At 34.4% G+C, this 24,168-nt stretch carries 20 protein-coding genes and 2 tRNA genes; 4 read left to right on the top strand and 18 right to left on the bottom strand.

The window, feature by feature from the left end:
• Positions 1-15 precede the first annotated feature (15 nt).
• Both AC3ITQ_RS05870 and AC3ITQ_RS05865 read left to right on the top strand, forming a co-directional pair.
• Positions 16-89: transfer RNA gene (locus AC3ITQ_RS05870), tRNA-Asn, on the top strand.
• Positions 90-127: 38 nt separating this feature from the next.
• Positions 128-201 (top strand) — tRNA-Asn (locus AC3ITQ_RS05865).
• Positions 202-298: 97 nt separating this feature from the next.
• Here the strand turns inward: AC3ITQ_RS05865 and AC3ITQ_RS05860 are convergent.
• The 3 genes from AC3ITQ_RS05860 to AC3ITQ_RS05850 are packed head-to-tail and all read right to left on the bottom strand — an operon-like array spanning position 299 to position 3,370.
• A complete protein-coding gene (locus tag AC3ITQ_RS05860; protein ID WP_489237252.1) occupies positions 299-640 on the bottom strand; it encodes a ubiquitination-like system serine protease family protein in 342 nt (113 codons plus the stop codon).
• A complete protein-coding gene (locus AC3ITQ_RS05855) occupies positions 621-2,015 on the bottom strand; it encodes a HesA/MoeB/ThiF family protein (protein WP_489237250.1) in 1,395 nt (464 codons plus the stop codon). The genes AC3ITQ_RS05860 and AC3ITQ_RS05855 overlap by 20 nt, the downstream gene beginning before the upstream one ends.
• A 2-nt stretch (positions 2,016-2,017) precedes the next feature.
• Entirely contained in the window at positions 2,018-3,370 is a 1,353-nt protein-coding gene (locus AC3ITQ_RS05850; protein WP_489237248.1) for a multiubiquitin domain-containing protein, read from the bottom strand.
• 455 nt (positions 3,371-3,825) lie between these two features.
• On the opposite strand from AC3ITQ_RS05850, the gene AC3ITQ_RS05845 reads away from it, so the two are divergent.
• Both AC3ITQ_RS05845 and AC3ITQ_RS05840 read left to right on the top strand, forming a co-directional pair.
• Positions 3,826-4,188 carry a helix-turn-helix domain-containing protein gene (locus tag AC3ITQ_RS05845; RefSeq protein ID WP_489237246.1) on the top strand — a complete coding sequence of 121 codons (363 nt, stop codon included), beginning with the start codon at positions 3,826-3,828 and terminating at the stop codon, positions 4,186-4,188.
• Positions 4,178-4,708, top strand: a complete 531-nt coding sequence (locus AC3ITQ_RS05840) for an ImmA/IrrE family metallo-endopeptidase (protein ID WP_489237244.1) — start codon at positions 4,178-4,180, stop codon at positions 4,706-4,708. Before AC3ITQ_RS05845 ends, AC3ITQ_RS05840 begins: the two co-directional genes overlap by 11 nt.
• Positions 4,709-4,878: 170 nt before the next feature.
• On the opposite strand, the gene AC3ITQ_RS05835 is transcribed toward AC3ITQ_RS05840, so the two are convergent.
• From AC3ITQ_RS05835 to AC3ITQ_RS05765, 15 genes are all read right to left on the bottom strand, one after another.
• Complete coding sequence (locus AC3ITQ_RS05835; protein WP_489237242.1) at positions 4,879-5,568, bottom strand: hypothetical protein; 690 nt, start codon at positions 5,566-5,568, stop codon at positions 4,879-4,881.
• A 243-nt stretch (positions 5,569-5,811) separates the two neighbouring features.
• The gene (locus AC3ITQ_RS05830) at positions 5,812-7,008 is read right to left on the bottom strand and encodes a C1 family peptidase (protein WP_489237240.1); all 1,197 of its coding nucleotides are present in this window, start codon (positions 7,006-7,008) and stop codon (positions 5,812-5,814) included.
• Between the two features lie 531 nt (positions 7,009-7,539).
• Positions 7,540-8,703 carry a BamA/TamA family outer membrane protein gene (locus AC3ITQ_RS05825; protein WP_489237239.1) on the bottom strand — a complete coding sequence of 388 codons (1,164 nt, stop codon included), beginning with the start codon at positions 8,701-8,703 and terminating at the stop codon, positions 7,540-7,542.
• A 98-nt stretch (positions 8,704-8,801) separates the two neighbouring features.
• Positions 8,802-9,770, bottom strand: a complete 969-nt coding sequence (locus AC3ITQ_RS05820; protein WP_489237237.1) for a SphA family protein — start codon at positions 9,768-9,770, stop codon at positions 8,802-8,804.
• 58 nt (positions 9,771-9,828) lie between these two features.
• Positions 9,829-11,058, bottom strand: coding sequence for a helix-turn-helix domain-containing protein (locus tag AC3ITQ_RS05815; protein WP_489237235.1), 1,230 nt, complete (start codon positions 11,056-11,058; stop codon positions 9,829-9,831).
• A 149-nt stretch (positions 11,059-11,207) separates the two neighbouring features.
• Positions 11,208-11,789: a DUF4136 domain-containing protein gene (locus tag AC3ITQ_RS05810; protein WP_489237234.1), complete on the bottom strand. Its 582-nt coding sequence runs from the start codon at positions 11,787-11,789 to the stop codon at positions 11,208-11,210.
• A gap of 335 nt (positions 11,790-12,124) precedes the next feature.
• Complete coding sequence (locus AC3ITQ_RS05805) at positions 12,125-13,525, bottom strand: DUF2252 domain-containing protein (protein WP_489237232.1); 1,401 nt, start codon at positions 13,523-13,525, stop codon at positions 12,125-12,127.
• Positions 13,526-13,538: 13 nt separating this feature from the next.
• Positions 13,539-14,954 carry a DUF1254 domain-containing protein gene (locus AC3ITQ_RS05800; protein ID WP_489237230.1) on the bottom strand — a complete coding sequence of 472 codons (1,416 nt, stop codon included), beginning with the start codon at positions 14,952-14,954 and terminating at the stop codon, positions 13,539-13,541.
• A 56-nt stretch (positions 14,955-15,010) separates the two neighbouring features.
• Positions 15,011-16,504, bottom strand: a complete 1,494-nt coding sequence (locus tag AC3ITQ_RS05795; RefSeq protein WP_489237228.1) for a DUF1254 domain-containing protein — start codon at positions 16,502-16,504, stop codon at positions 15,011-15,013.
• Between the two features lie 27 nt (positions 16,505-16,531).
• Positions 16,532-17,875, bottom strand: a complete 1,344-nt coding sequence (locus AC3ITQ_RS05790; protein ID WP_489237227.1) for a DUF1214 domain-containing protein — start codon at positions 17,873-17,875, stop codon at positions 16,532-16,534.
• A gap of 27 nt (positions 17,876-17,902) precedes the next feature.
• Positions 17,903-18,724, bottom strand: a complete 822-nt coding sequence (locus tag AC3ITQ_RS05785; protein WP_489237225.1) for a hypothetical protein — start codon at positions 18,722-18,724, stop codon at positions 17,903-17,905.
• A gap of 103 nt (positions 18,725-18,827) precedes the next feature.
• Positions 18,828-19,841: an HAD family hydrolase gene (locus AC3ITQ_RS05780; RefSeq protein ID WP_489237223.1), complete on the bottom strand. Its 1,014-nt coding sequence runs from the start codon at positions 19,839-19,841 to the stop codon at positions 18,828-18,830.
• 63 nt (positions 19,842-19,904) lie between these two features.
• Positions 19,905-21,587 (bottom strand): arylsulfatase, encoded by a 1,683-nt coding sequence (locus tag AC3ITQ_RS05775; RefSeq protein WP_489237221.1) that lies wholly within the window; start codon positions 21,585-21,587, stop codon positions 19,905-19,907.
• Positions 21,588-22,227: 640 nt separating this feature from the next.
• Positions 22,228-23,658, bottom strand: a complete 1,431-nt coding sequence (pyk, locus tag AC3ITQ_RS05770; protein ID WP_489237219.1) for a pyruvate kinase — start codon at positions 23,656-23,658, stop codon at positions 22,228-22,230.
• A 5-nt stretch (positions 23,659-23,663) separates the two neighbouring features.
• Entirely contained in the window at positions 23,664-24,152 is a 489-nt protein-coding gene (locus tag AC3ITQ_RS05765; protein WP_072970137.1) for an IPExxxVDY family protein, read from the bottom strand.
• Positions 24,153-24,168 lie beyond the last annotated feature (16 nt).

Here is a 24,168-nt window from a genome sequence, read left to right as displayed (position 1 = left end):
AAAAGAGCAACAACTTCCTCCTTAGCTCAGTTGGTTAGAGCATCTGACTGTTAATCAGAGGGTCCTTGGTTCGAGCCCAAGAGGGGGAGCAACTTTTTTTAGCAAACATATTTACCTTTAAGGTGATTCCTCCTTAGCTCAGTTGGTTAGAGCATCTGACTGTTAATCAGAGGGTCCTTGGTTCGAGCCCAAGAGGGGGAGCTTATTAAAAGACTATCATTTTCATGATAGTCTTTTTTTTTGCTCAAAAATAAAAAAAAAAACAAAAAGACTACTTTACAAGCCCCATTATAAGAAATTATTTATGCCAAACTATATTTCCTTCTCTAACAAAAAAATGGCTTTTACAACCAACAATCCTATCTATAGATGGAGTTATAGTTATTAAATTATCATGGATTTCATAGTTCCAATATGGATTATAATCATCCATTAAGTTCATATGCAACAAAGAACTACACCCACAAGGACATAACATCACAAATTGCCAATAACACCCTTCCTCACCAATAAAATATAAAATATTTTTTTTGGGTATGTCTGGCAATTCATTTACAAATTGAAACCTATATCGTTTATCTGCATCAAACTCTTTTTTAAAAAAAAGCTTGACAAACCAATTATATATTTTCTGTAACATTTTTTGAAAATTCAGCGTATCCTAATAGCGGTTCTACATCTCCTCTTCCAGCATTTTTTTCAAAAAATAAGCATGGACCTGAGGTTTCTTCTGGAAAAGTTGTGCTTTCAGCAAAATTTACTCGCATTACTTCAAATTCTCCATTTTCAAAATTTCTATATGGATGAATTCTAGCCAATAATTCATTTACAGCTAAGGCTGCCACTTGCATATTAACACTTATAACTGCAGGATTGGATTCATTAACATTAGCTAAATATTGATTCCTACCGTATTCTTCTTCATCTATACGCTTTGTTTCCTCAGCTTTAAGCTTTTCAATACTATACTGCTTTCTACTCAATAAACTAGAACCAAAAGGTTGTACGTAATGAACGGAACCAAAAATACCATTAATACCTCCTATTCCATCAGCATCAAATTTAACCCCAACATCAATAAATGAAATTAAATAATATGAAGAAATAAGATTCAAAACATGCCTCCCTTCCGCACCATCGACACATCCAATTAAGACATCGCAATCCGCCAATTCCTTAACAACATCGACATGAGTTATATGCTTAGAAAAACATGTTGTCTTTGTTCCAATTCCCAACGTGTCAATTCCGTTTTTCATAACATCAACTTTCAAGGTTTTTTTCTTAGAATCGAGATCTGTCGAACCAATAATTCTATTAAGATTTACCGAGTCCACAAAATCAGGATCTACCAAAACAAATTCACCGACCCCTAATCTTTTAAGCTGCTCAATCACTGGACTTCCTGTCCCTGAACAACCTACTATTCCAACTTTTAATCTATTTAAAAGACCTATAGTTTTTTGCCCAAAAGCTTGTTGATTTCTTAGCTGTGAAGCTGATTCTATAGAATTATCACTTTCCATATAATACCAATTCAATATATCATTTCCCGCTATTGAAAAGTGATGAATTGGCTGTTGCGACATATCATCAAAAAAGAATCTACCAAAAAATCTACCATCCGGCAACATTACACAGCTACCATTTGGCAAACCATCATCTAACCAAGAATTAATACTAGTAAACAAAGATTGATCAGATTCATTATCAATTTCTGAAAATTTATCATAACCACCAGGATGACAATGAATTTTCAATACAGCCATCCCTTTTTTTGAAGCCTTTTCTAAAATAGGATTAATAAATTCTGTAGGCCAATGAACAAAATCCTCTCTTCTCTCGAAACACTTCTCATATGGTATTGGATAAACTTCATTTACAAGAAGAGAATAACTTCCTTTATAAAAGCTTCTACCACACAAAGCTATAGCAACAGCTTCTTTACCATCTCCAGGAAATAGATGCTCCTGTAATTGCTGAAAATGTTTTCCCGATATTCTGACTCTATTCATAATTATCGTTTTAAATCGTTAAATAACCAATTATCAACAAGAGATAAATGCGTTGCCAGATTATCAATACCTGGTTTCCAATCTCCTGGCTGTCTATGACGTGACCATCTTTGAAAAATTTTCCCATCTAAAGGCTGATCTGAAATCGCATTTATTGACTTACTGTTATTTTTAACTAATGGAGGAAAAAAATACGCCATATCAATTTCCGTCGCAGGATAACTTGAAGTAATTGTTAAAGCTAGATCTACATTTTTTACATTATAACCATCGGGAATAGGATAATTATAAATCACCAACCACATACTTGGAGACAAAAGAGTCTCCCATTGGAGACTCATTTTTTCTAAAGTTTCAATATCTTCTTCTGGTAAGATGAAATTTTGACGACTACCTCTACCATCTTGCTGTTCTTTTGGTTGCAAAACAAATCTAACTAAACATTTTTCGGTTAAATCAACTGTTTCATCATCCAAAATTTTGATGGGCTTCGGATTATTATTCAAAACCTTGTATGCATCATATATTACCTCCGGCTTACCTTCTAATGCAATAATCTCAGCTTTAGTAATATCCTTCTCTTTTACAATATGATAGTTTTTGTCAATTTTAATTCTAAAGCTCCTAGCAGGAGGGATTAATTCACACTTTTTCCCATATTGTTCTACATCTGCAATATCAAGCCACTCTTTGGTAATAAAAACAAGACCTTTACAATTCATTTCAATTTTTTCATCGTAAGAGTATGCATAATTCTTTTCACTTCCATCCTCAAAGAACTGAATCAAATAGAATTTTTCTGAATCAACCGCCCCAAACTCGAGAATTTCCCTTGCAGTTAATACCTTTTTATCAGTCATTTCATGTTCACCATTTAAAGTGTAAACAAATGTATCCGAATCTTTAGTTATAAAACTTTCAATTCCGGGTTTAGATAGATCAACAGTTTCATCTAAGGAAATTTTTTCAAAGTCATGACCTTTCAACTTCTGGTACAGAACAAAACAATTAGAATTTTCTATTCCTCCTAAAGTAAAAATCTCTTTTCCAGAAACTACCTTTTTATAAGAGGTCAATTTTATCTCATTAAAGGTAAACTTATAGCTTTCTTTAACGAAAAAGTACTCCTTATCCGGTCTTGCCATATTAACCGACTTATCATTCTCAATAAGCTCATCTTTATATGGTTTTGTGATAGAAAGATATAGTTCCGTTTCTAAAGGAATACCTTTGAAATTTTTAAGTTCAGCACCAGTAAGATATTGTTGAAAAGTTTCGAATTCTTGTCCCTCTATTACGAATTTAAGAGGATTTTTTAATTTTTGGGCATCCATAGCCCCATTGTTATTTTCCATGATATATGGGTTTTTAAATTTTTAAAATAAGTAACCTGTATCGCTTATCATTTCAGCGATAATAATTGAAAATCAATACTTTGACTACTAGTAAATTGCTTATTTTAAATTTTTAATTACACAAAACAGAGAGAAAACATTTATTTAAGGTGATTTCATCGAAATTAACTTAAAAAACTTGCATAATAATTTTGAAGAAGTTACTTTTGAATTTCGACATCTAAAGGAAACTCAGGAGCTTAGCAGGCTACTGTATGTTTTCAAAAAAATTAACAAGTCAGGTTTAATCCTGGCTTTTTTTATTTATATAAATTCCTATTTAATAAATAACATTACAAAGATATTAAATTAATTCAAATGTACAATAATACAAACAATAAAAATAGTATAATATCACAAACAGTTTGCGATACTTTACATTATTTTAATTACCTTTGTTTTTTACCATCATAAAAATGACAGAAGACGAACAACAACTTTTCTATATTAAATTAGGAACCATGATAAAAATTGAAAGACTAAAAGCCGAAATCAAACAAGAGGCTTTTGCAAGTTTTTTAAATCTTAGTCGTGCCTCTATAGTAAATATTGAAAAAGGAAGACAGCGCCCTCCAATTCATTTACTTTGGAGCATTGCTAAAATTTTAAACATAGAAGTAACGGAATTATTACCACAATTTAATGCTTCAGATGTTTCTCTTAGTGAATGGAAGAAAAAAATATCTACACAAATAAAATCTAACAAGGAAAATACAAGTAAAATATTAGATTTTATAGAGAAAGCAAAAGATTTAAACACTATTAAACATGTTAAATAAAAGAATTGAAAAGATTACAATTAATATCTTGGAAGAATTTAACATCACAAAATTACCTATACCTTTAGAAAAAATTATAGAAAAAAAAGGGCTAAATATCCAATATGATGACTTAGGAGAAGGAGTTTCTGGAGTCTTATTAATTAATAAAGGTAATGGAGTTATTGGTGTAAATAACAATGATCCATTAGTACGTCAGCGATTTACTATTGCACATGAATTTGGTCATTATGAACTTCATAGAAGCAACAAGGAACTTTTTATAGACAAAGGCTTTTCCGCTCTATATAGAAATAAAAACTCATCTACGGGAGAAATTAAAATTGAGCAAGAAGCAAATGCTTTTGCAGCTGCAATACTTATGCCTGAAAGCTTAATTATCAAAGAAATACGCAAAAACAAGTTTGATCTTTCAGATGATGAAACAGTAAAAAATTTGGCAACTTTATTTGATGTTAGCACTGCTGCGATGACTTATAGAATTGGTAACCTAAATTTATTTTTTAAATACGGCTATTAATTATCTAAATCACCTATCAAAAAAGATCGCCAATCTTATTTACTATTTTTAAGCTTAAAGGTAAATAAGGAAAACGCTTTAATAAATAATCGAGAACTTTTAGAAAGACCATAAAAAAAAGACTATCACTTCCATGATAGTCTTTTTTCTTGCTCTGAGAATACGTGGAACTATTCTTTCGCAATTCTGTTATTCGCGTTTTTACTTTCAAACAGCACCATCATCTCATTGGCTTTTTCTGTTTGGCCGGTTTCCTTCAATGACTGTGCATATCTATAATAATAAGACGCCTCTGAATTTGGAGCCATTTCCAATAACTGCGCATAAAATTTGGCAGCCTCCGTCATGTCGCCATTAAAATAGTGTTTGTCTGCAACCTTTTTGAGCATATCTGCCGAAGCATAACCTTTATCTACTACCTTCATATACGTTTTGGTGAGATCTACCGTAAGGTATTTTGCTTTTTGGGCTGGTGGAATCACCTCAACTTTGACTGGTTTAATAGTCATAACAGTATCTTTAATGGTTTTAGCCAGCATTTTAATTTCTGTTGGTTTTACTTTTGCTTTTCTATATACAGCCGTAACGGTTCGGACGTTATTTGGTCCGAGATCATAGGTATTTACCATATCCAGTTTTGAAACATCGTACTTGGTCACTCTTCTTCCAAAAGACATATTAATGGTTTCTTCTACGTGATAGTAATCCAACACAAGATCATCACCAGATTTGTTGTCAGTTTGTGAATGTGCATTTGCTATTGGCGCAATGACAGGAGCGTTTGAAGTGGCACGCTGTGCAAAACAGCTCAAAGAAAAAACACATGCAATTGTTGTAATTTTAACTGCATAAGTTTTCATGATGATTAGATTAATTTATCAAAGGTACTTATAGTTCTTTTTTTTATTTTATTATACCCATAAACAACCTTAAAAATCGTTAAAGTGCTGTTTTTCAGATAAAAAAACTCGTCAAACGGTAAAGAAATTAAAAATAATAGGAAAAGCTTATGCTTTTATTCTTTTGGCGGCTTTAACTAAAACAAAAAAAGCGCCGCAATTTCTTGCAGCGCTTTTTCTATATTTTTAAAATCGGTCTAAAACTTAAACTCCTAATTTCTTAGCAAGATCCGTTGGAATTCCGCCTTTGTTTACCATTAAGGCAGTTGTTTTATATTTCACAAAATTTTTGGTTACAAACAAGAAACCTTTGTAGTCGTTTGTTTCTCCCCAAGAATTTTTTACGATATAATATTCTCTTCCGGTTTGATCTTTTGCAAGACCAATAATATGCATTCCGTGGTCGTCTGTTGTAGTGTAATTATCAAAAGCAGCCTGACGCATCTCCGGAGTAATTTCCGGCTCTGGTTTCGGTCCGTTGAACATGTCTGCTTTTTCTTCAGCCGTCATCTCATCAAATTTCTTTGTCGGAACATAGGCTACACCATTTTTCCAGCTAAAGCTTTTCTCACTTACGTCAGTTGCCCAGGCTACAGTGTATCCTTTTTTCAATGCATTATCAATAACATCGGTCATGTCATTTACTTTTACGTTGTAAACCTGATCGAATGACCAGTTGTCCGGTACCATCATGGTTGTTTTTTGGTAGTATGGAGCAGTTGTAAACGAAGACATTTCTACATATTCATCAGGATTAATTCCAACAACTTCTTTAGCAAAAGATTGTGGCGTATAATTTTTTCCTTTGTATGTAAAGTTATCCGGCACTTTTCCTAAATAAGAATCGATTACTGCAGCATATGCTTTTTGCCAGTTTGGTGTTAATTCTCCATTTGGATTTTTAACTACCGCAGCCAAAACACCTTCGATAAGCGCTGCCATTTCGCCAAATTTATTTTTATCTGTTCCGTAGTTTAATCCTGTATACACTTCTCTTGGAACGGCTCCGTATTTTTTATACATGTTCGTTACATCGTGCAATGCACCTCCGTCACCTAAAGTTACAGCACCATGCATACGCACATAATTAATCCCTTTTTCTACATACACATTTCTCGCTGAATAAATCTGAGATAATTCTACAGGCTGTTTTCCTAAACGAATCATTTCTGATTCTAAAAATGAGTTTGTAGCATAACTCCAGCACGTTCCTGAAGAACCTTGTGTTTTTACCGAAGTTGTCCCCAGGTTAATTTGCTCTGTGAATTTAAAGTTCTCTTTACTTTTATCACTCGCATTCATTTTTAGTGAATTCACTAAAACGTCTTGTGCAAAACAGCTGCTCACACCAACCAAAAATGCTGATGCTACGAAAACTGATTTCATCGTAATTTTATACATAATCAATGATTTAAATAGTTAACTTATTAGTAACCTTTAATTAATTTTTGTTACAAATCAATTAAATATTAACTAATAAAACTATCCCTTTGCCGTTAATTTTTACACAATATTTTTATTAATCTATAAAACCTTACAAAATGTGCAATATGTTAATTAGATAATGTGTCAATTAGATAATTAGATAATTTGTCAATTAGAAAATGTGTGAATTAGAGAATGAGATAATTAGATAATTCTACTGATTTCAAGTAAACACTCATACTTCTTACTTATTGTTGTACTTATAATCATACCAGTAAATTAACTTCAAACAAAAACCCCGATGCTAATTATTTCATCGGGGTTTTGTTTTTGATTTATTCTAAAGATGTATCACATCCAATTACTTCCAAAAAAAATATAATAAGTCCATTGTTCCGGTCCTTTGACTACATCAACACCATCAGATCTTTCTCTTGTCTCTTTTTTCTATGTTCTATTCTCTATTCTCTATTCTCTATGTTCTATTTTCTATTCTCTTTTCAGCATCTATCGCATCCAGTTACTTCCAAAAACAATATAATAAGCCCATTGTTCTGGTCCTTTTGCTACATCGACTCCCATTCGTAATTTGAATTTGCGGGCTAATAAATATCTAAAACCTGTTCCATAGCTATACACCACCGGTTTTGCAAACGCCTGATCCCAATCGTTAAAGGCACTGGCAAGACCTCCATACCCCATTAAACTCCATCTTCGGTACAAATCCCATCTAAATTCGGCTTCTGTAACTAAACTTGTTTTTCTCATGTACCTGGCAGCCGGAATTCCTCTTAAATTAATTCCCGGTAAAAGATAAAATGGCGGACTCCCAAAAGCCTGTTCACCTTCAATCCTAAGACCTCCGATTAATTTTTTCGAAAGTGGATAATAGCCAATTGCCGATAAATTGACTCGCCAGGCATCATAATCAGATCCGATGGAATTATCAGACCAGAAAAAATCGGATTGTACCCGAATTCCTTTATCGGGAGTAAAGATATTATCGCGACCATCAAACTGAAGCGCACCTCCCAATTGACTCACGGTACTTTTTACATCTTTTGGCTTAACAAAAGAAGGCGGAAGGTTCAGGTTTAAATCAGGTAATGTTATATCTGAGTTTAGAAATAAATATTGCGGCCCGGCGCTCCATTTTGCATTTCTAAATTGTTTTAACCATTGGGTATAAAACATAGTGGATCTAAAATTAAGTTTAAATTCTAAATCTTTTCCATTTGGCATATTTTCATAAAAAGAAAGATTCAAATCGCCATACGCAGCAAATACACGGTATAAAATTTTTGGCTTTATTAAAGTACTGGAACGAAATGCTCCTGCCATCCAGCTTTTATTTCCGGTATACATCCCAAGTCCTCCGGTAATATCAGGATTTATAAATCGTTTTTTACCGTTTTCATCAATTACCGGCGCATGCTTTTTAAGAAAAATAGGGGCTACTGCCCCTCCAATTCCACCCAAAGCAGGTTCCGTTATAATCGTCGGAATCACAATAAAACCATGTGCATAAATGATATAGTCACTTAAATCGACTGCGTGATCTAAAGAATCTCTTAAGCTAATATGCTGTTTTTGTCCCATCATCACATTGAATGATAAAAGAAAAAAAACATTTACGAGAACCATTTTTCGGAAGAGCTTTGTGTTTTTCATATTTAGAATCTCGATATTTAATATTAAACCAACCTTAGATTTTATTCGCATTCGATAAAAAACACTATCAGATTAAAAACAGTTTCAAATTATTTCAACTATTCTTTCTTCAAACTAAACACATGTGCCAGTGTAAGGAAAAAAGTGTTTCCCTGGAATCTGTTAATAGCGTCAACCTCAGCCAGCCATCTAAATCCTGCAGAAGTTTTACAACCAATATGAAAATAGTTGATCTCGGCTCCTATTGCTCCCACACTATCTTTATCGCCTTCAACGATTCCAATTACAGGAACAGGAATTTTATCATCAGTCACTTTATATTGTAAATAGTAAATTAAACCCGCGTTCAATATTCCTGTTGGTGCTGTTTTCTCACTATTCATCATATAAAATGTTTTTCCCAAACCACCTTCAATACTTAAAATATCTCCGGTTTTAATATCAGTATCTTTCTTTTTTCCGTTGATTTCGTAAGAAGCTAAAGTCGCAAAATGAACTGTTTTTTTATCATTAAAATATAATGTGGTTCCTGCTGAAAATTCGTTCATGAACATTCCTAAACCAGTATTATCAGATGCTCCGGCTGTAAATTTTCCGGTTGGCAAATACATTTGGTAACTTGCTACGAAATCCGCTCGTTTGTTGTGCCATCCTAATTGTATCGGCTGAATATAGGAATCTGTCAAAGCAAGATCATTATCGACATTAGCATTGTTTCCCTGAATTGTATTTGAAGCAAAAGCCAACAAAGCAGTTGCTCCGTAATTGGCTCCTAAAATCTTAAAATCACTTACCCACGTCACGCCGGCACCGGTGATAACCATGGTAAGATCCGGATTTGCAAGCGCTTTATCTCCGTTGGCATCTTTTAAGGATGAAGCCGAGTATATGTATCCGGGAATATAAACACTAAGCGTATTTGCCGGAGTTTGAGTTCCGGATTGCAGTCCCATAGCACCCAAAATATGACCGCCTTTGAGCTGTGCTTGCCCTATATGGCAAAAGAAAAAAATAAGTAGCGTAATTATTGATTTTATCGTTTGTCTCTGTTTAAATTTCGTTTTCATTACTACTGCTTTAAAAATTAATAAGACCTAACAAACCGCTCTTCAAACGCTACATTTTTCAGTTTGAAGATTGTTTTAAATAATAAGTAGTTGCTTTTTCAGGATTGATTCTGATTACTTTAAAATACTCTGAAGGCGATTTTCCGGTATGCTTAATAAAAGCTCTGAAGCAGGTCGTTCTTGATTTAAAACCAGAGCCCCATGCCATTCCTTCAAGTGATAAATCTTTCCACTCAGGATCGTTTATTTTTTCTTTGAAATATTCAATTCTTTTCAGGTTTACGTAATCCTGAAAGTGAAGGCTAAATTCTGAATTGATTAAATTGGAAAGATGATGCACCGATATTCCGGTCTCTTCAACAATATCCCGAATCACTAAATCTTTCTTCAGAAAAAGCTCTTTTGTAGCAAATATGCTTTCTAATTGGGCGAGATATAATTGTTTTTTTTCTGTCGTTAATTCTTTCACTACCGGCAGACTATTTTTTGTCTCATTTGTTTTAATGATCACCAGGTGACTTTCTTTCTGATCAAAGTCAAAATTCTCATTTACTTCATTGCTATCATTTACCTCTTCTATTTCATTTGCATCATAGAAAATTTGCGGCTTAAAATAAAGCCATCCCACAGTAAAAACAAGCACTGAAGAAATCAGGATATAACATGAAAAGTCGATACTATCAACACGGTTTACTAAAAAATAATGTACAAAAAGCGTCGAAAACAAAAACAAGATCATCAAATTATAAAGTCGGATCCAGCTTAAAACTTTTATTCTGTTAAAGTGATCTACTTTGAATTTTTTTAAATCATAATTTAAAATCATCATAGTCTGGCAAAAAGCATACATCAGCCAGATTGTTAGACTTAGCATTGAAAAAGGACTTTCTATTCTAACAGCCAAATTATTAATAATAGGAAGATCGAAATAGCTGTCCACCCAAACAATTAGTGTTAAACTAAAATAGAAGACAAAAGGCAGGAAATGCATCCAGTCGTACTTTCTAAATATCCTGTCCGAAAACAAAACACTTCTTACATATAAGAAAGCAGAAGGAGCTACTAAAAACATAAAAGATTTTGTGATCATAAACAGATCTGGAAAGGTCTTGAAAGTATTGGCCGACATGTAAAAATTGTAAACGCTCACAACTGCAAGACTGAACAAAAACAGCCCTAAAAAGAAACTTTTTGAATAGTTTTTCTTTGAAAAAAGAACCATAAATGATGTTGCAAAACCAACTATTGTGGCTACAAAAAAGAAAAGAGAGAGTACTATATCGAGCATATTTTCCGGCTTAAATTTTAAAAGGTATTTCTTTTAATGTCACTTAAAAGAACAGACTTGGGGAGTCATTTAAAAGGCTATACTTATTTGCCGAAACAAATAAGTATAAAGGCCTTTATACATTAAATTTATAGCTATAAACTGGTCAACTATTTTTTGGCTAATCCCGGAGGAAAACCTTCCAATATTTTTTTAATTGCACCATTGATAAATTCTTCCGGATTATCAGGTTTGCTGTCAATTTGAGCATTCCCAATTCCCTGCCAAACCAGTTTGCCTGTTTTAGTAGATACGATATCAATTATCAATGAACCATCAACATAATCGTAAGTATTAAATGTTGTTGAGCCTCCACCCATCATGGCACCACCACCCCAATATCCATAAGGACGGTACATACCGCCATAACCATAGAAATTAGTATCGGCTGTAACTTGTGTTTTATTTTTTAGGATGGATACTGCATTTACTTTTAGATCCGGATTAGAAGATGATTCTGTAAAGCCTTTTGCAGTCATTTCAGCACGAATGGCTTTTGCAACACGATCAACATTAAGTTGATTTACCTGACCTTCCTGAGCTCTCAAATCATAAACAGTGAAAGTTCTGTATTCGCCAAAATTAGCAGAATGGTCATAATCAGTAGTTACTTTAACAGTTGGAGAACAACTGATAAGCAATCCCAATAAAAAAAATGGGATAATACGAAGATTCTTTCTTTTGAAATTCATTTTGTGGTATTTAGATTAATGATTAAATTCGTTTAATGTGACATTATTAAAATCATGATCAAATCTAGTATGAAAGGCAAATCATGTTAAACAGTTATTAAAAAAATACAACTCCTTATATAACAATTACTTACTATACACTCAAAGATAAATCATTTTGTTTAATTAACACAACAGAGTGGATAAAATTCTTACTTATTTTAGCATACTTTATTTTTATTCATTCTAAGTACCCTCAAAGCCTATATCATCATTTTTAGCGTAACAATACTATCTTTAAAGAGATCGTAATGGTATTTCTTATTCATAAATTCAATTTTACTAATTATTGAAAGTTATATATCTTCTGAAATTGGTAATCTTCCTTCTTTAATTGCTTCCAGCATTTTATAGTAGTCTGCCTCATTTTGATTCGCATACGAAACCGAAAATTTTGCAATAGCATTGGCAAATTCATCTCCTTTGCCAAGATAGCCTGATAAGATGGAAGGATCTCCGGTACGTGCATGTGATCTTGCCAGTGCCCAACCGCAAGCTTTTGCATAAGAGGCCATATTTTTGGGCTTCATAATTTCAAGAATCGGTTTTACTTTGGCATCACGAAGCTGACGGATGTAAAAGAACTTATCTTCACTATCATTTGTCCATCCTAAAAACATATCCGAAGCGGATTGCATCAACTTTTGCCCTCTGACAATTCGTTCTCCCTGATGACTGTATTTGCCTTTTGTTTTTACATGAGCTTCTAAAACACTTTGTCTGGCTTCTTTAAACTGCAAAAAGATAGGTTCGGCAGTAGCCGACATCAATAAACTAATACCGCAAAGTGTTCCTACACTTCCTACTCCTACTACTTTAATGGCAAAATCATGCAAAGCATACCGGCTAAGAAGTACTTTTTTCTCATCAGATAATGTTTCCATATACCTTTTATGTATAGTCGTAGCTTCTCTTTCAAGTCGTTGCCATTCTTCTCCTATCGGATGAAAAATTAAAGGCGGTTCATCTTTTATTCTGGCACGGTTACCTTCCATATAAGTCATTTTAGCAAACTCTTTTTCATGGGCTGTAAACTCTGATGCTTTTTTTAATCTCTTTTGCTGAAATTCTTTGAGTTCTTCATCGTCTCCTTTTTCAATTAGTTCGGCAAGATCAATATCAGCATACCAAATTTGAAGTGCCGATAATTGACTATAATCCAACATATTTCTCTTGTAACTATCCGCAACATGCCAGGCAAACTCTTTACAGTTTTTACTGGAGAATTTTCTCGATCGACCGGCAATTACAAAACTTGCCGCCAGTCTTTTAATATCCCACTCCCAAGGTCCCGGAAATGTTTCATCAAAATCATTAATATCAAAAACGATTTTTCGTTCGGGTGTTGCAAATCCTCCAAAATTCATCAGATGACAATCGCCACAAAGCTGAAGTTCAATTCCTGTATTTAGAGTATTTTCTAAATCAGCAGCCATAATTGCAGCGGCACCTCTGAAAAATGTAAACGGGCTTTCCATCATTCGACTGTATCGTAATGGCACTAAATTCTCCATTCTTCCGATACTGGTTTTGATCAAAATTTCAACAGGGTCTTCACGATTTTCAGACGGATTCCATTCAGCATGACTTGAGCGGGGCACCAATTTTCTAATAGCCACGCCTTTATCAAACCGCGCTGCTTTTGATGCTGCGGGATTAAATAAATTGTCGTCTTTATCTGTCGATTTTTCAGCCATAACGGATGATTTATTATTTAATTTTTACAACTGCAGGCGGTGTCCAGTTTCCTTTAATAACTTCCTCTTTTGGCCAATATAATCTCATTGCTAATTGAAATTGGGCATTTGGCGCAGGCAGCCAGTTATTTTCTTTGTCTTTCCCAGGATTATCTTTTTGGATATAAATATCAATTGAACCATCGGCATTTTTTTTCAGTTTATTTCGATCTCCAATTGCAAAACGATTAATTGGATTTGCAACCATAAAATCATCCAGTCCGTACATGGTTAAGCTCCAAAAAGCATTTACCGGAGGCAGTTTACCTGCATCAAAATGAAGAACATATTTATATTTACTGCCATCGTATTTTTCACCTTCGGCATCTGCAGTAGACATTGGGTAAATCGCATCGGCATCTAAATTGGCTCCTAGGCCACCCATAGCGATCACTGCACGCGTCAAATAGTTTGTCTTATAATCTCCTAAACCATGATTTATGTGCCATCCATTTACTGGTTTTGCTGTTTTTGTGGCCATCTCGGCAATATATTTATTTGTAGCGGCAGGCACTGCTTTTAAGGAATCCTCAAGTGGTCCTGAAAATTTTGAAACATCAAAAGGTTTTCCCGGTTCTAATCCTATTTTTTTCATTCTGGCCACTATTTCAGCATCTGCTGGTGCAGCGGGATTTTCTACCATCAATTCATTTAGCTTGGTAAAAAAAGCATCAGCACTCATTTCTTTTACAAATTGTGCAGGAGGTATTTTCGAAACACTTGGATCATTTACCGCTTTAGGCGCTGTATATGCTTTACCATAAGCGCTTAGTGGTGTCAGTGTAATCTTTTCCTGGATTTTTTTTACGGCTGTCGCGCCATCTTCTTTACTGTTTACTTGTGTACGGCCAATCATCCAGGCCATATCAGTAGGCGATTTTAATTGTTCCATTCCGGCTGGTACAGTTCCATTCCAATTTGGTCCTGTGATTAGAAATGTTTTCTCTGCGGTTCCAGTTGTACGTTTACCCGGAGATGCAAAAACATTAGTCCAGGCATCCAATATTGGTAGTAAATAATAACGTCCATTCGTATTTGGCGCTTTAAGCACTAATGGCTCTTTGCCAAGGTCCAACCATGCCATTGAATAATAAGTATCCGCATTGGGTTTTACCACATCATGAAATTTATCATCTGGAAATTCATTCAGACTTTGTATCTGATTTACAGCTGCATTCTTCGAGTTTGTCGTAAATGCATTTGTCATGACTTTTTTAGATGCATCCATCAATACAAGCGGATAACCGTATATATAAGCTTCTTTTGCTATCTGAATAATTTCAGCATCGTTTTCTCCTGTTGCTACGGTTGTAGCATCATCATTTTGTTTTTGCTTTCCACAAGCTACACACAAAAAAATAATCATTAAACTCACTAGATTCTTTTTCATTTTACTAATATTTAAATTAAACATCAAGATTTAATTTCCGGCAACAAGCACTTTAATTATTTAACTTTTACAACTGCAGGCGGTGTCCAAACGTCTTTAATTACGCGATCTTCCGGCCAATAACATCTTACATAAAGAGAAAATGTTTCTTTTGGAGCAGGCAGCCAGTTATTTGTTTTATCCGCTGCTGGTGGTGTATTTTGAACGTAAAGCGTCAATGAACCATCAGCATTATACTTTAGATTTTTATTCTTGGTTCCTAAAGAAAATCGGTTAACCGAATTTGGAGAAAAGAAATGATATTGATTGTATAAGGTAAGCGACCAAAATCCTTTTACGGGAGGAACTTCGCCTTTGGCAAAAGTCACAGTGTATTTGCTGTTACCATGTAATCTTTGTCCTGAAGCATCTTTATCCTGATAGAAATACTTCGTTTCATTAGGTTTATTCACAAAAATATTGGCTTTGGCGCAAGCCGTTCTTGTTAAATAATCCAATCCAAATTGCGCTCCGTTTCCTTGTGTTGTCCAATTATCTTTTAATGGATAACCAACATTCGAAAATTGAAATAAAGGGGTGATCAATTTTTGGTCAGCATCAATTGCAGCCTGTTTTAAGATCGCTTTTATTTTCGGGTCTTTTTGGGCAGCTGCCAAAACAGATTGTATTTGTCCATAAATTGCTTCTTCACCCGGAAGTGGCGGAACTTCTTTTAGAATAGCAGGCAATTCGTCAAAATAAACTTCAGGTTTTACCCATTTTGTTTCTTCATTCCCTTCTTTTTCAGGTGACGGTAAAACAGGGATTTTTGTCCAGTCTTTTGTTTTCATTTTTCCATCAAACTGACTCAACGGATACATTATTATTTGCTGAATAAGTGGCTGAATCGATTTTTTATCTGCAGGATCATCCGTTTGGAAAACTCTTGGAATTACAATTCCTAAATCAGTATCACATTTAAAAACTCCTGTAATTCCATCCGGCACTTTCCCATTCCATTTTGGTCCGGTTAACAAATAAAATCCCGGTTTTGTTCCATACATTTTTCCTAAACCGGCGTATCCATCAGTTCGTTGATTACACACCTGATAAACCCAAAAGCGGTCTCCAAAATCCGGAACCTGAACCACTATTGCATCTTTAGTAAAATCTGTTATACCAAATCCGTAAACTACATCCTGATTCGGACAAGCCACTTCTCTTTCACCTGGTTTAATATAGTCTGTCAGCATACACAATTGATTTGGCGGACTCAATGGTACAATTCCTCCTTTATAACTTGGTTCGGGAAGTTTTTCGAACATTACTTTTCTATTATGAATATTAACCATTGGCCATCCCCATAAAAAAGCCAAAGATCCAATATGCTTCACATATTCTTCGGTCATTATTGTATTGGCCGCCGGACCAGCAGGCAACGCTTTTACCGAAGAAGAATCTCCAGCAGCAACATCATTACCTGAAGTTTCTCTTATAGTGGTTTCTTTTTTACAGCCAACGCTTAACAATAAAGAGACTGAAGCTAAAATTACAAGACATTTATTTTTCATAATATTGTTTTTGGTCATTACGTGCTATTACTTTTTTTCTTCAATTGGAGCAGGAAACCATTGGCCATCCTGAACAATTTTCTTAGGGACATAAGTTCTGAAATTAAGCGAAAAACCTTTTCCCGGTGGTGTTGGCAGCCAGTTGCTTTCAATTGCTCCTTTAGGCAATGATGAAGCCAGCCAGATACTCAAAGAACCATCAGGATTTTTCTTTAGACCGGAAACATTATTTAGATTATAGCGTTTTAATTTATTGTCTACTACCCTGTAATCTGGCACACTATATAAAGTTGTTGACCAAAACGCATCAACTGCAGTATCTGGCAGAGCGTCTTTTGGAAATCTGATTTCATATACTTTATCGCCGCTTAAAGGTTGATTTTTACTGTCTATCAAACCAATAAAATAAACGGCTTCTTCTTTTCGATTAGCCCATAAACCACCATAATTTATAATATCGCGAGCCAGAATATCATCACCAAAATTACCTGCAGCATAAGATACTGACCAGCCTCCTTTTTGAGTACCGAAACCTTTTGCGCCGGCTAGAAATCCCGGAATCGCTTGTGTTTTTACAACTTCATCCACATGTGCTTTTGCCTTATCATCTGTTTTACGATATTGCTCTATTACAATTGCTTTGTCCTGATATTCTTTTGCCTTTGGCATAACGTCAGGATACGAAGCTGCCACTTCTTCTACTTTATCAAAAATTTCTCCGCCAATTGGTGCTTTAGGAGTAAACTCAGGAATGGTTAACGGTGGTGCTATTTTAATTCCGTCAGGAACAGTGAATGTAAATTGCTTTTGTAGTTTTTGAGCAATATCTGGAGTACCTTTTAATTCAACACGAGCCAGCATTTTTGCTTTTTCTGATGGTAATTCGATTTTTACAGCATCTGCAGGAATCGTTGGATTTGTTCCTTTTAGAACTAATGCAAATTTTCCATAAGGTGTTTTAGGAAAATTACGATTGTTGATATTGACAATTACTTCTCCCCAACCGTCTAATAATTCTGCAGTGTAATAACGTCCCTCGATTTTAGGGACATTCAGAATAACAGCGTGGTCTTTATCAACTGCAATCCAAGCTTCAAGATAAGCAACATCCAAATTTGGATTCACAAATTGAGCCGTACCGAGCGGATTGTATTTAATTTTATTATAGCCCACTTTCTCTACATTGATGTCATAATTCTCTTGTTGAATTACCAGATATCTGCCATACAGATAGGTATAAGCATCAACAATATCTTTATCTGTTGGAACTGCATTATTTTCTGTTTTGGACGTTTCAGTTGTCGTTGTTGTTTCTTTTTTACAGCTAACAAATAACGATAGGGCAACCAAAATAAGAAGTGATTTTTTCATCATAATAATTTTAAGTTTGAAATTGATTTACTGAGGAAATATAAAAGCGACAACCGCTCTCAGTCCCCAATCAGGTCTTATGTCTGAGTGGCCCACAATTGGGATTAAAGGCATAACCGCAAATTGCATGGTCTGTCCTCCTAATTTGGTAATCGCTCCAACATTTGGGCTTACTGTAATAAGCGTTGTATTTCCTTGCCAGTTTTGCGTAATTTCTGAAGTAATTCCTAAACTTGCACCACTTTTGTAACTGTGAGTAAGAAATATTTGGGTGTAAAATTGGTTGAAATCTGCCCGATCTGAACTACCAGCTACTGACCAGATTTGATTGGCTAAAAAACCTATAGAAAGTCCTTTTCCCTGATGCATAACCAGGACACTGGGTCCGATACCAAATTTTTCTGTTCCTAAAAATTTTTCGGTAGCAGTTGGAACCAAAAAAGCGGGACCAACTCCCAGAATAATTCCTTTAGTTTTAGGAGCAAAAAAAGCTGTTACAGTAGCATCGCTTAAACCAAATTCATGGGTGTTTTCGCCGGTAACGTCCTGCTGATCTACCACCGGAAGAATATAACGGGTAATTAAATTTAAATTTTCACTTAATTTAAAAGGAACTACGGGCTGTATGTTGATCTGATATTTTGAGCCGTTATAAGGACCAATTCCGTAAGTAAGATTATTTTGCAACGGCACACTAATTAAGCTCGCCACCGGATTTGCCATTTTATCTGCCAGTTCCTGAGCACTTGTTCCGGCTTTTTCTTCTTGTGCAAACACATTAAAATTTAAAAGAAAAACAACTGCAATAAAAAGAGATTGAATTGAAATGGAATACCTTGGAAGTTTCATGGTTATTTTCTTTTAAAAGATTTTTACTCAGCTTAAAATCAAAAAGAAACAACCTTTATAAGTTGAAAGTTGTTTCTTTTTCTAATAACTAACTCAAAATTATTTACTTGGGAAATATGGTTTTCCAATCATCCTTCATGCTTACTACATGATATTTGTATTTCGCAGCAGTATTTAAGGACAAATTATCTTTTTCCTGATAATTGTACTCTCTAATAGAATCGTTATGATTTACGATCATTTGAAAAGAAGGATATTTGCTTCCTGAAGAATATCTTAACATGGCAAGATCTCCTGCTCCACCTTCATTTCCGCAAGCAAAAACAGGTCGTTGACCAATGTGTAATTGTATTCCAACTGGTTTTCCTGCTTTATCATCTAAAAGATCTAAAGCTGGTTCTCTTTTGATGCTATTAGTTGCATCATCAAAGGAGTATTTAAAAGACGTTCCAACAACTTGTTCTTTTGGGATACCGTAAAAATCAGCTGATATTGCTCGTACTAATTCGATCGTTCCACCGGTTACAATGAAAGTTTTGAAACCATTTGCACGCAAATAATTCAAAAGCTCCAATTGTGGCTGGTATCTGATTTGTTTTAGAGGAACATTTTTACCAGGATATTGGGCACCCGCAAAAAACTCTTTTGTGGAAGCTTCAAATTCATCTTCGGTCATACCCGTATGCGTTGCCGCAATCAATTCGATTAAGGCTTTATCGCCTCCTTTTTCAAAAAAAGTTTTGTCTTTTTCTACAACAGCTTTAAAAGGTTGTTTTTGAGCTAAAGCAGGATTTTTTTCAATCATTTTTTTAACTCTGTAAAAAGCAAATAATTCCTGAACATATGGTTTTTCAGCCCAAAGCGTTCCGTCATTATCAAACGTTGCAATTCTGCTTTCAACCGGAATAAAATCGGGACTTCCTTCTTTAGTTACTTTAGTTACATAAGCAATAATATCGCTTTTGAGTACTCCGTCATTCCAGCTTGGTAGTGGGTCTCCGCTAGTTGCTACTGTTGTTGTACTGTCTTTAGGATCTGCAGTAGTGACAGTATCCGATTTTTTACAAGAAACCAGTAATAATAAAAACAGAGGCACTACATATATTTTCTTATACATAATTATAATATTTAAATGAAAAGAAACAGGACTGTTTAAAATCCTGTTTCCTTACAGCATTAATTATTTTTTCTTTTTTGCATCTGCTGCTTCCTCCTCTTTTAACTTAGGAAGAACATTTTTCTCAATATATTTCTGTGCTTTAATATCTTTCATTGCCTCTTCCATAATAGTGTAAGCTGAGAAGCTTGGCGGAATTGATCTTGGAGGATAATCTTTGAATGTTTCTGCAAATACGACCACATCTTGTATGGCTCCATACATTAGCTGAACGTGATTCAACTGCCATTCCCAAAAACTATTAGAAGTAATATCGGCTCTTTCAAAAGGATCCTGGTACAAATTGAATATTTTTTGTAAACGCAGTTTCGTAAATGGTTCTGCCCAAACTCCCATTGTACCGCCCAATCGTTGTTCTGCAAAAACATATTTATAGTCACCTTCTCTCAAACCAACTAATAAGCCATCATCATCTGTATAAAAGAATTTGTCTCTCGCACTTTTTGGTGTTTTACCACGTAAAAAATTACTTTGATCAAAGCCATCTAAATGTACTTTGTAACTTTTTCCATTAGCAGTATATCCTTTTAACAGTTTGTTTGTTAAATCAGGTTCTCCTGCAATTGATGCTAAAGTTGGCATCCAGTCATTATGACTCATTAACTCAGTAGTAACTTGTCCTGGTTTAATTACTCCCGGCCAACGTACTATACAAGGTACGCGGAACGCACCTTCCCAGTTCGTATTTTTTTCTGAGCGGAAAGGTGTCATTGCACCATCAGGCCATGTATTCATATGTGGACCATTATCTGTAGAATAAACTACAATAGTATTATCTGCAATTCCTAAATCATCTAGCGCTTTTAAGATATCTCCAATTGTTAAATCGTGTTCGATCATACCATCAATATATTCACTGTCTCCATGAGTATATCTTCCTCTATGTTCTGCTCTAACGTGCGTACGAAGATGCATACGTGTAGCATTAAACCAACAGAAAAATGGCTTTCCGGCAGAAGTTTGTCTTTTGATAAAATCAATAGCTGCTGCAGATGTTTCATCATCTATAGTTTCCATTCTTTTTTTAGTAAGAGGACCTGTATCTTCTATTCTTTGTTTTCCAACTCTGCCAAAACGAGGGTCAGTAGTTGCATCATCCGAATTGGTTGCCGTACATTTTAATACACCTCTAGGGCCAAATCTTTTCAAATATTCAGGATCTTTAGGATAATCAGGTAATTCTGGTTCTTCTTCAGCATTTAAGTGATACAGATTTCCAAAGAATTCGTCAAAACCATTTACTGTCGGCAAACTTTCGTTACGATCACCAACGTGATTTTTACCAAACTGACCTGTAACATAGCCTAAGTTTTTCATTATACCACCAAGAGAAGGATCTAATTGACTCATTCCCATAGGTGCTCCCGGGAAACCTACTTTTGTAAGACCGGTTCGAAGTCCATGCTGTCCTGTTAATAAAGCAGCGCGTCCGGCAGTACAGCTTTGCTCTCCATAATAATGTAAAAAACGTAACCCTTCGTTTGCCAGACGATCAATATTAGGTGTCGTATATCCCATCACTCCATCACTGTAAGCACTTATATTAGTGGTTCCAATATCATCGCCCCAAAGTATAAGAACATTGGGCTTCTTCGTACTTTGAGCATTCACTTGTATCGTGAAGCATGCAAATGCGGAAAGCATTATTGCATTTTTAAAAACACATTTTAGTCTAACTTGTTTCATGGTAATAAAATTTGTTAATAGTTCTTTGTATAAATGATATGCGTATAGAATATATAAAGCGTATTATTTCATTTTTTCAATAAGAATATTCCCTCCTCTCATGAACATGTTTCAAATTTTAATTTCTTTTTCCGGGGCGAATTTGAAACAAGTTTCTTGTTAACTTTTTTTTAAGTTTCTCAAAATTAACTAATAAAAAACCGAACTATAGTAATTATAAGCCCTGACATTGTTTCATTTTATAAAATGAAACGTTAAAAATGTTTTATTTTGCTCCATGTTGTTTCATTTTATAAAATGAACCATCTAAAAAACATGAAACGAAGGAGTTAGATTTTAAATTTTATTTTATAAAAATGTAATTTTTAGTATAAAATTCTTTTTTTTGGAAGGCATTTTTGCAGAATTATTCAAAAAACGCATTGAATTTAGCATGTAATTCTTTTTGCAGATAACAATTGTTTAATATTTTATGCCAATCAATTAAACAATTCTATATGATGGTACAGAAAAAACCTATTTTATATGTTTATTCAGAGACAGATTTTTTCTAAAAATCTTAAATAAGAGCGGAAAATTTAGGGCAAAAAAAAAGCCGTCAAAAATAATTTTGACGGCTTTTTAATATTGGTAAGTTAAACTATTCTATTTCAGAAACTCTCATGGTGTTAACCATTCCTTTATCTTTAATTGGCATTGCTGCAAGGTTGATCAAATAATCTCCTTTTACAACATACCCTTTTTGTTTTGCAATTTCGTTAACATCAGTTACAGTATCATCTGTACTTTCGTCTTTATCGTAGAAGTATGATTTTACTCCCCATAATAAATTCAATTGTGTTAAGATTCTTTTGTTTGAAGTAAACACCAAAATATGAGAAGATGGTCTCCAAGCCGAAATCTGGAAAGCTGTATAACCACTATTTGTTAAAGTACAAATTGCTTTTGCTTTGATTTCATTTGCCAATAAAGCTGCCTGGTGACAAACTGTTTTAGTAACAAAACGTTTTGTTTTAATTTGTGGTGTGTTTTGTGGAACCTGAATAAGCGGAGAATCCTCAACTGCCTCACAAATTTGAGTCATTTTTTGGATAACTTGTACAGGGTAATTTCCTGTAGCAGTTTCTCCTGACAACATTACAGCATCAGCACCATCCATTACCGAGTTGGCAACGTCATTTACTTCAGCTCTTGTTGGAGTCAGACTTGTAATCATTGTTTCCATCATTTGAGTAGCAACGATAACCGGGATTCTAGCCGTTTTAGCTCTGCGAATCAAATCTTTTTGTACCAATGGTACTTCGTGAGCAGGAAGTTCAACTCCTAAATCTCCACGAGCAACCATTAAACCATCACAATATGCAATAATTTTATCGATGTTTTCAAGAGCTTCCGGCATTTCAATTTTAGCAACGATTGGAATTTTAACATCAGAATGCTTAGCGATCAATTCTTGTAAATCTTGTAAATCGCGAGGTGTTTTTACAAACGAAAGTGCAATCCAATCTACTTTTTGTTCGATAGCAAAAATAGCATCTGCAATATCTTTTTCAGTTAAAGCCGGTAACGAAATTTTTGTATTTGGAAGATTAACTCCTTTTTTAGATTTTAATTCTCCACCCTGAATTACCTTAGCAACAACTTCTGTCTTTTTATCTGTAGAAATAATTTCGAAAATAAGTTTTCCGTCATCAAGCAAAATACGCTCTCCAACATTTACATCATTTGGAAAATTTTGATATTTCATGAATGCTTTTTGAGCTGTTCCGATAATATCTTCTGCAGTTGTAAAAGTTATTAGATCACCATCATTTACTACAGTTCCTTCTTCCATTACACCAACTCTAAGTTTTGGTCCCTGCAAATCTCCAAGGATTGCAGTTGTATAACCAAACTCTTCGTTAAGGCCTCTAATAATATTAATTTTATCTTTTACTCCTTCGTAATCAGCATGCGAAAAATTGATTCTAAACACATTAACCCCTGCTTCGATCATATCCTTGATAATCTCTCTCGTACTACATGCAGGCCCTAGCGTAGCAACAATTTTGGTTTTCTTGTTTGTTAACATTTTTTTTAAAAAATTAGATTGTTTTTTGATTTTATTTTGTTGGTATCCACAGCATATATTGCTGCAATACTTTCTATTGAATTTAGTTGTTGCTGAATTTCTGAAAAATCGACAGCCTCATCGCTATTGTCTATTTTCAGGAAAAAATCTACCTTTTTGAATTCAGGAAGTAAATGAATTGTTGTCGAAACCTCACTTGTTTCGCTGGAAAACAAATTCTGGAAATCATTTGTACTCACAGAAATGATTTCATTTTTATTCTGAATCAAATTCCAGGAAATGGCTTTTTCAGAATCATAGTAATAAAATCTGGAAAAATTTGCCTCGCCTTCCTTAGTCTGAGCATGGATCTCGTTTTTGCTCTTACTTAAGTTAATCGGAAGGTTTTTATTGATAAAATAGGCCAATCTATAATCTTCTAATGAAGTATGAATTGCCATTAAATAATAATCAATCTCGTCAAATTCGTCTAAATCCAATCTATGAATAGCCATATCATGAAAAATCAAG

It is taken from the genome of Flavobacterium sp. KH_001 (assembly GCF_057840745.1).
Note: the sequence above shows the minus strand (reverse complement) of the source record. Positions and strands in the feature narration are given on the sequence as shown.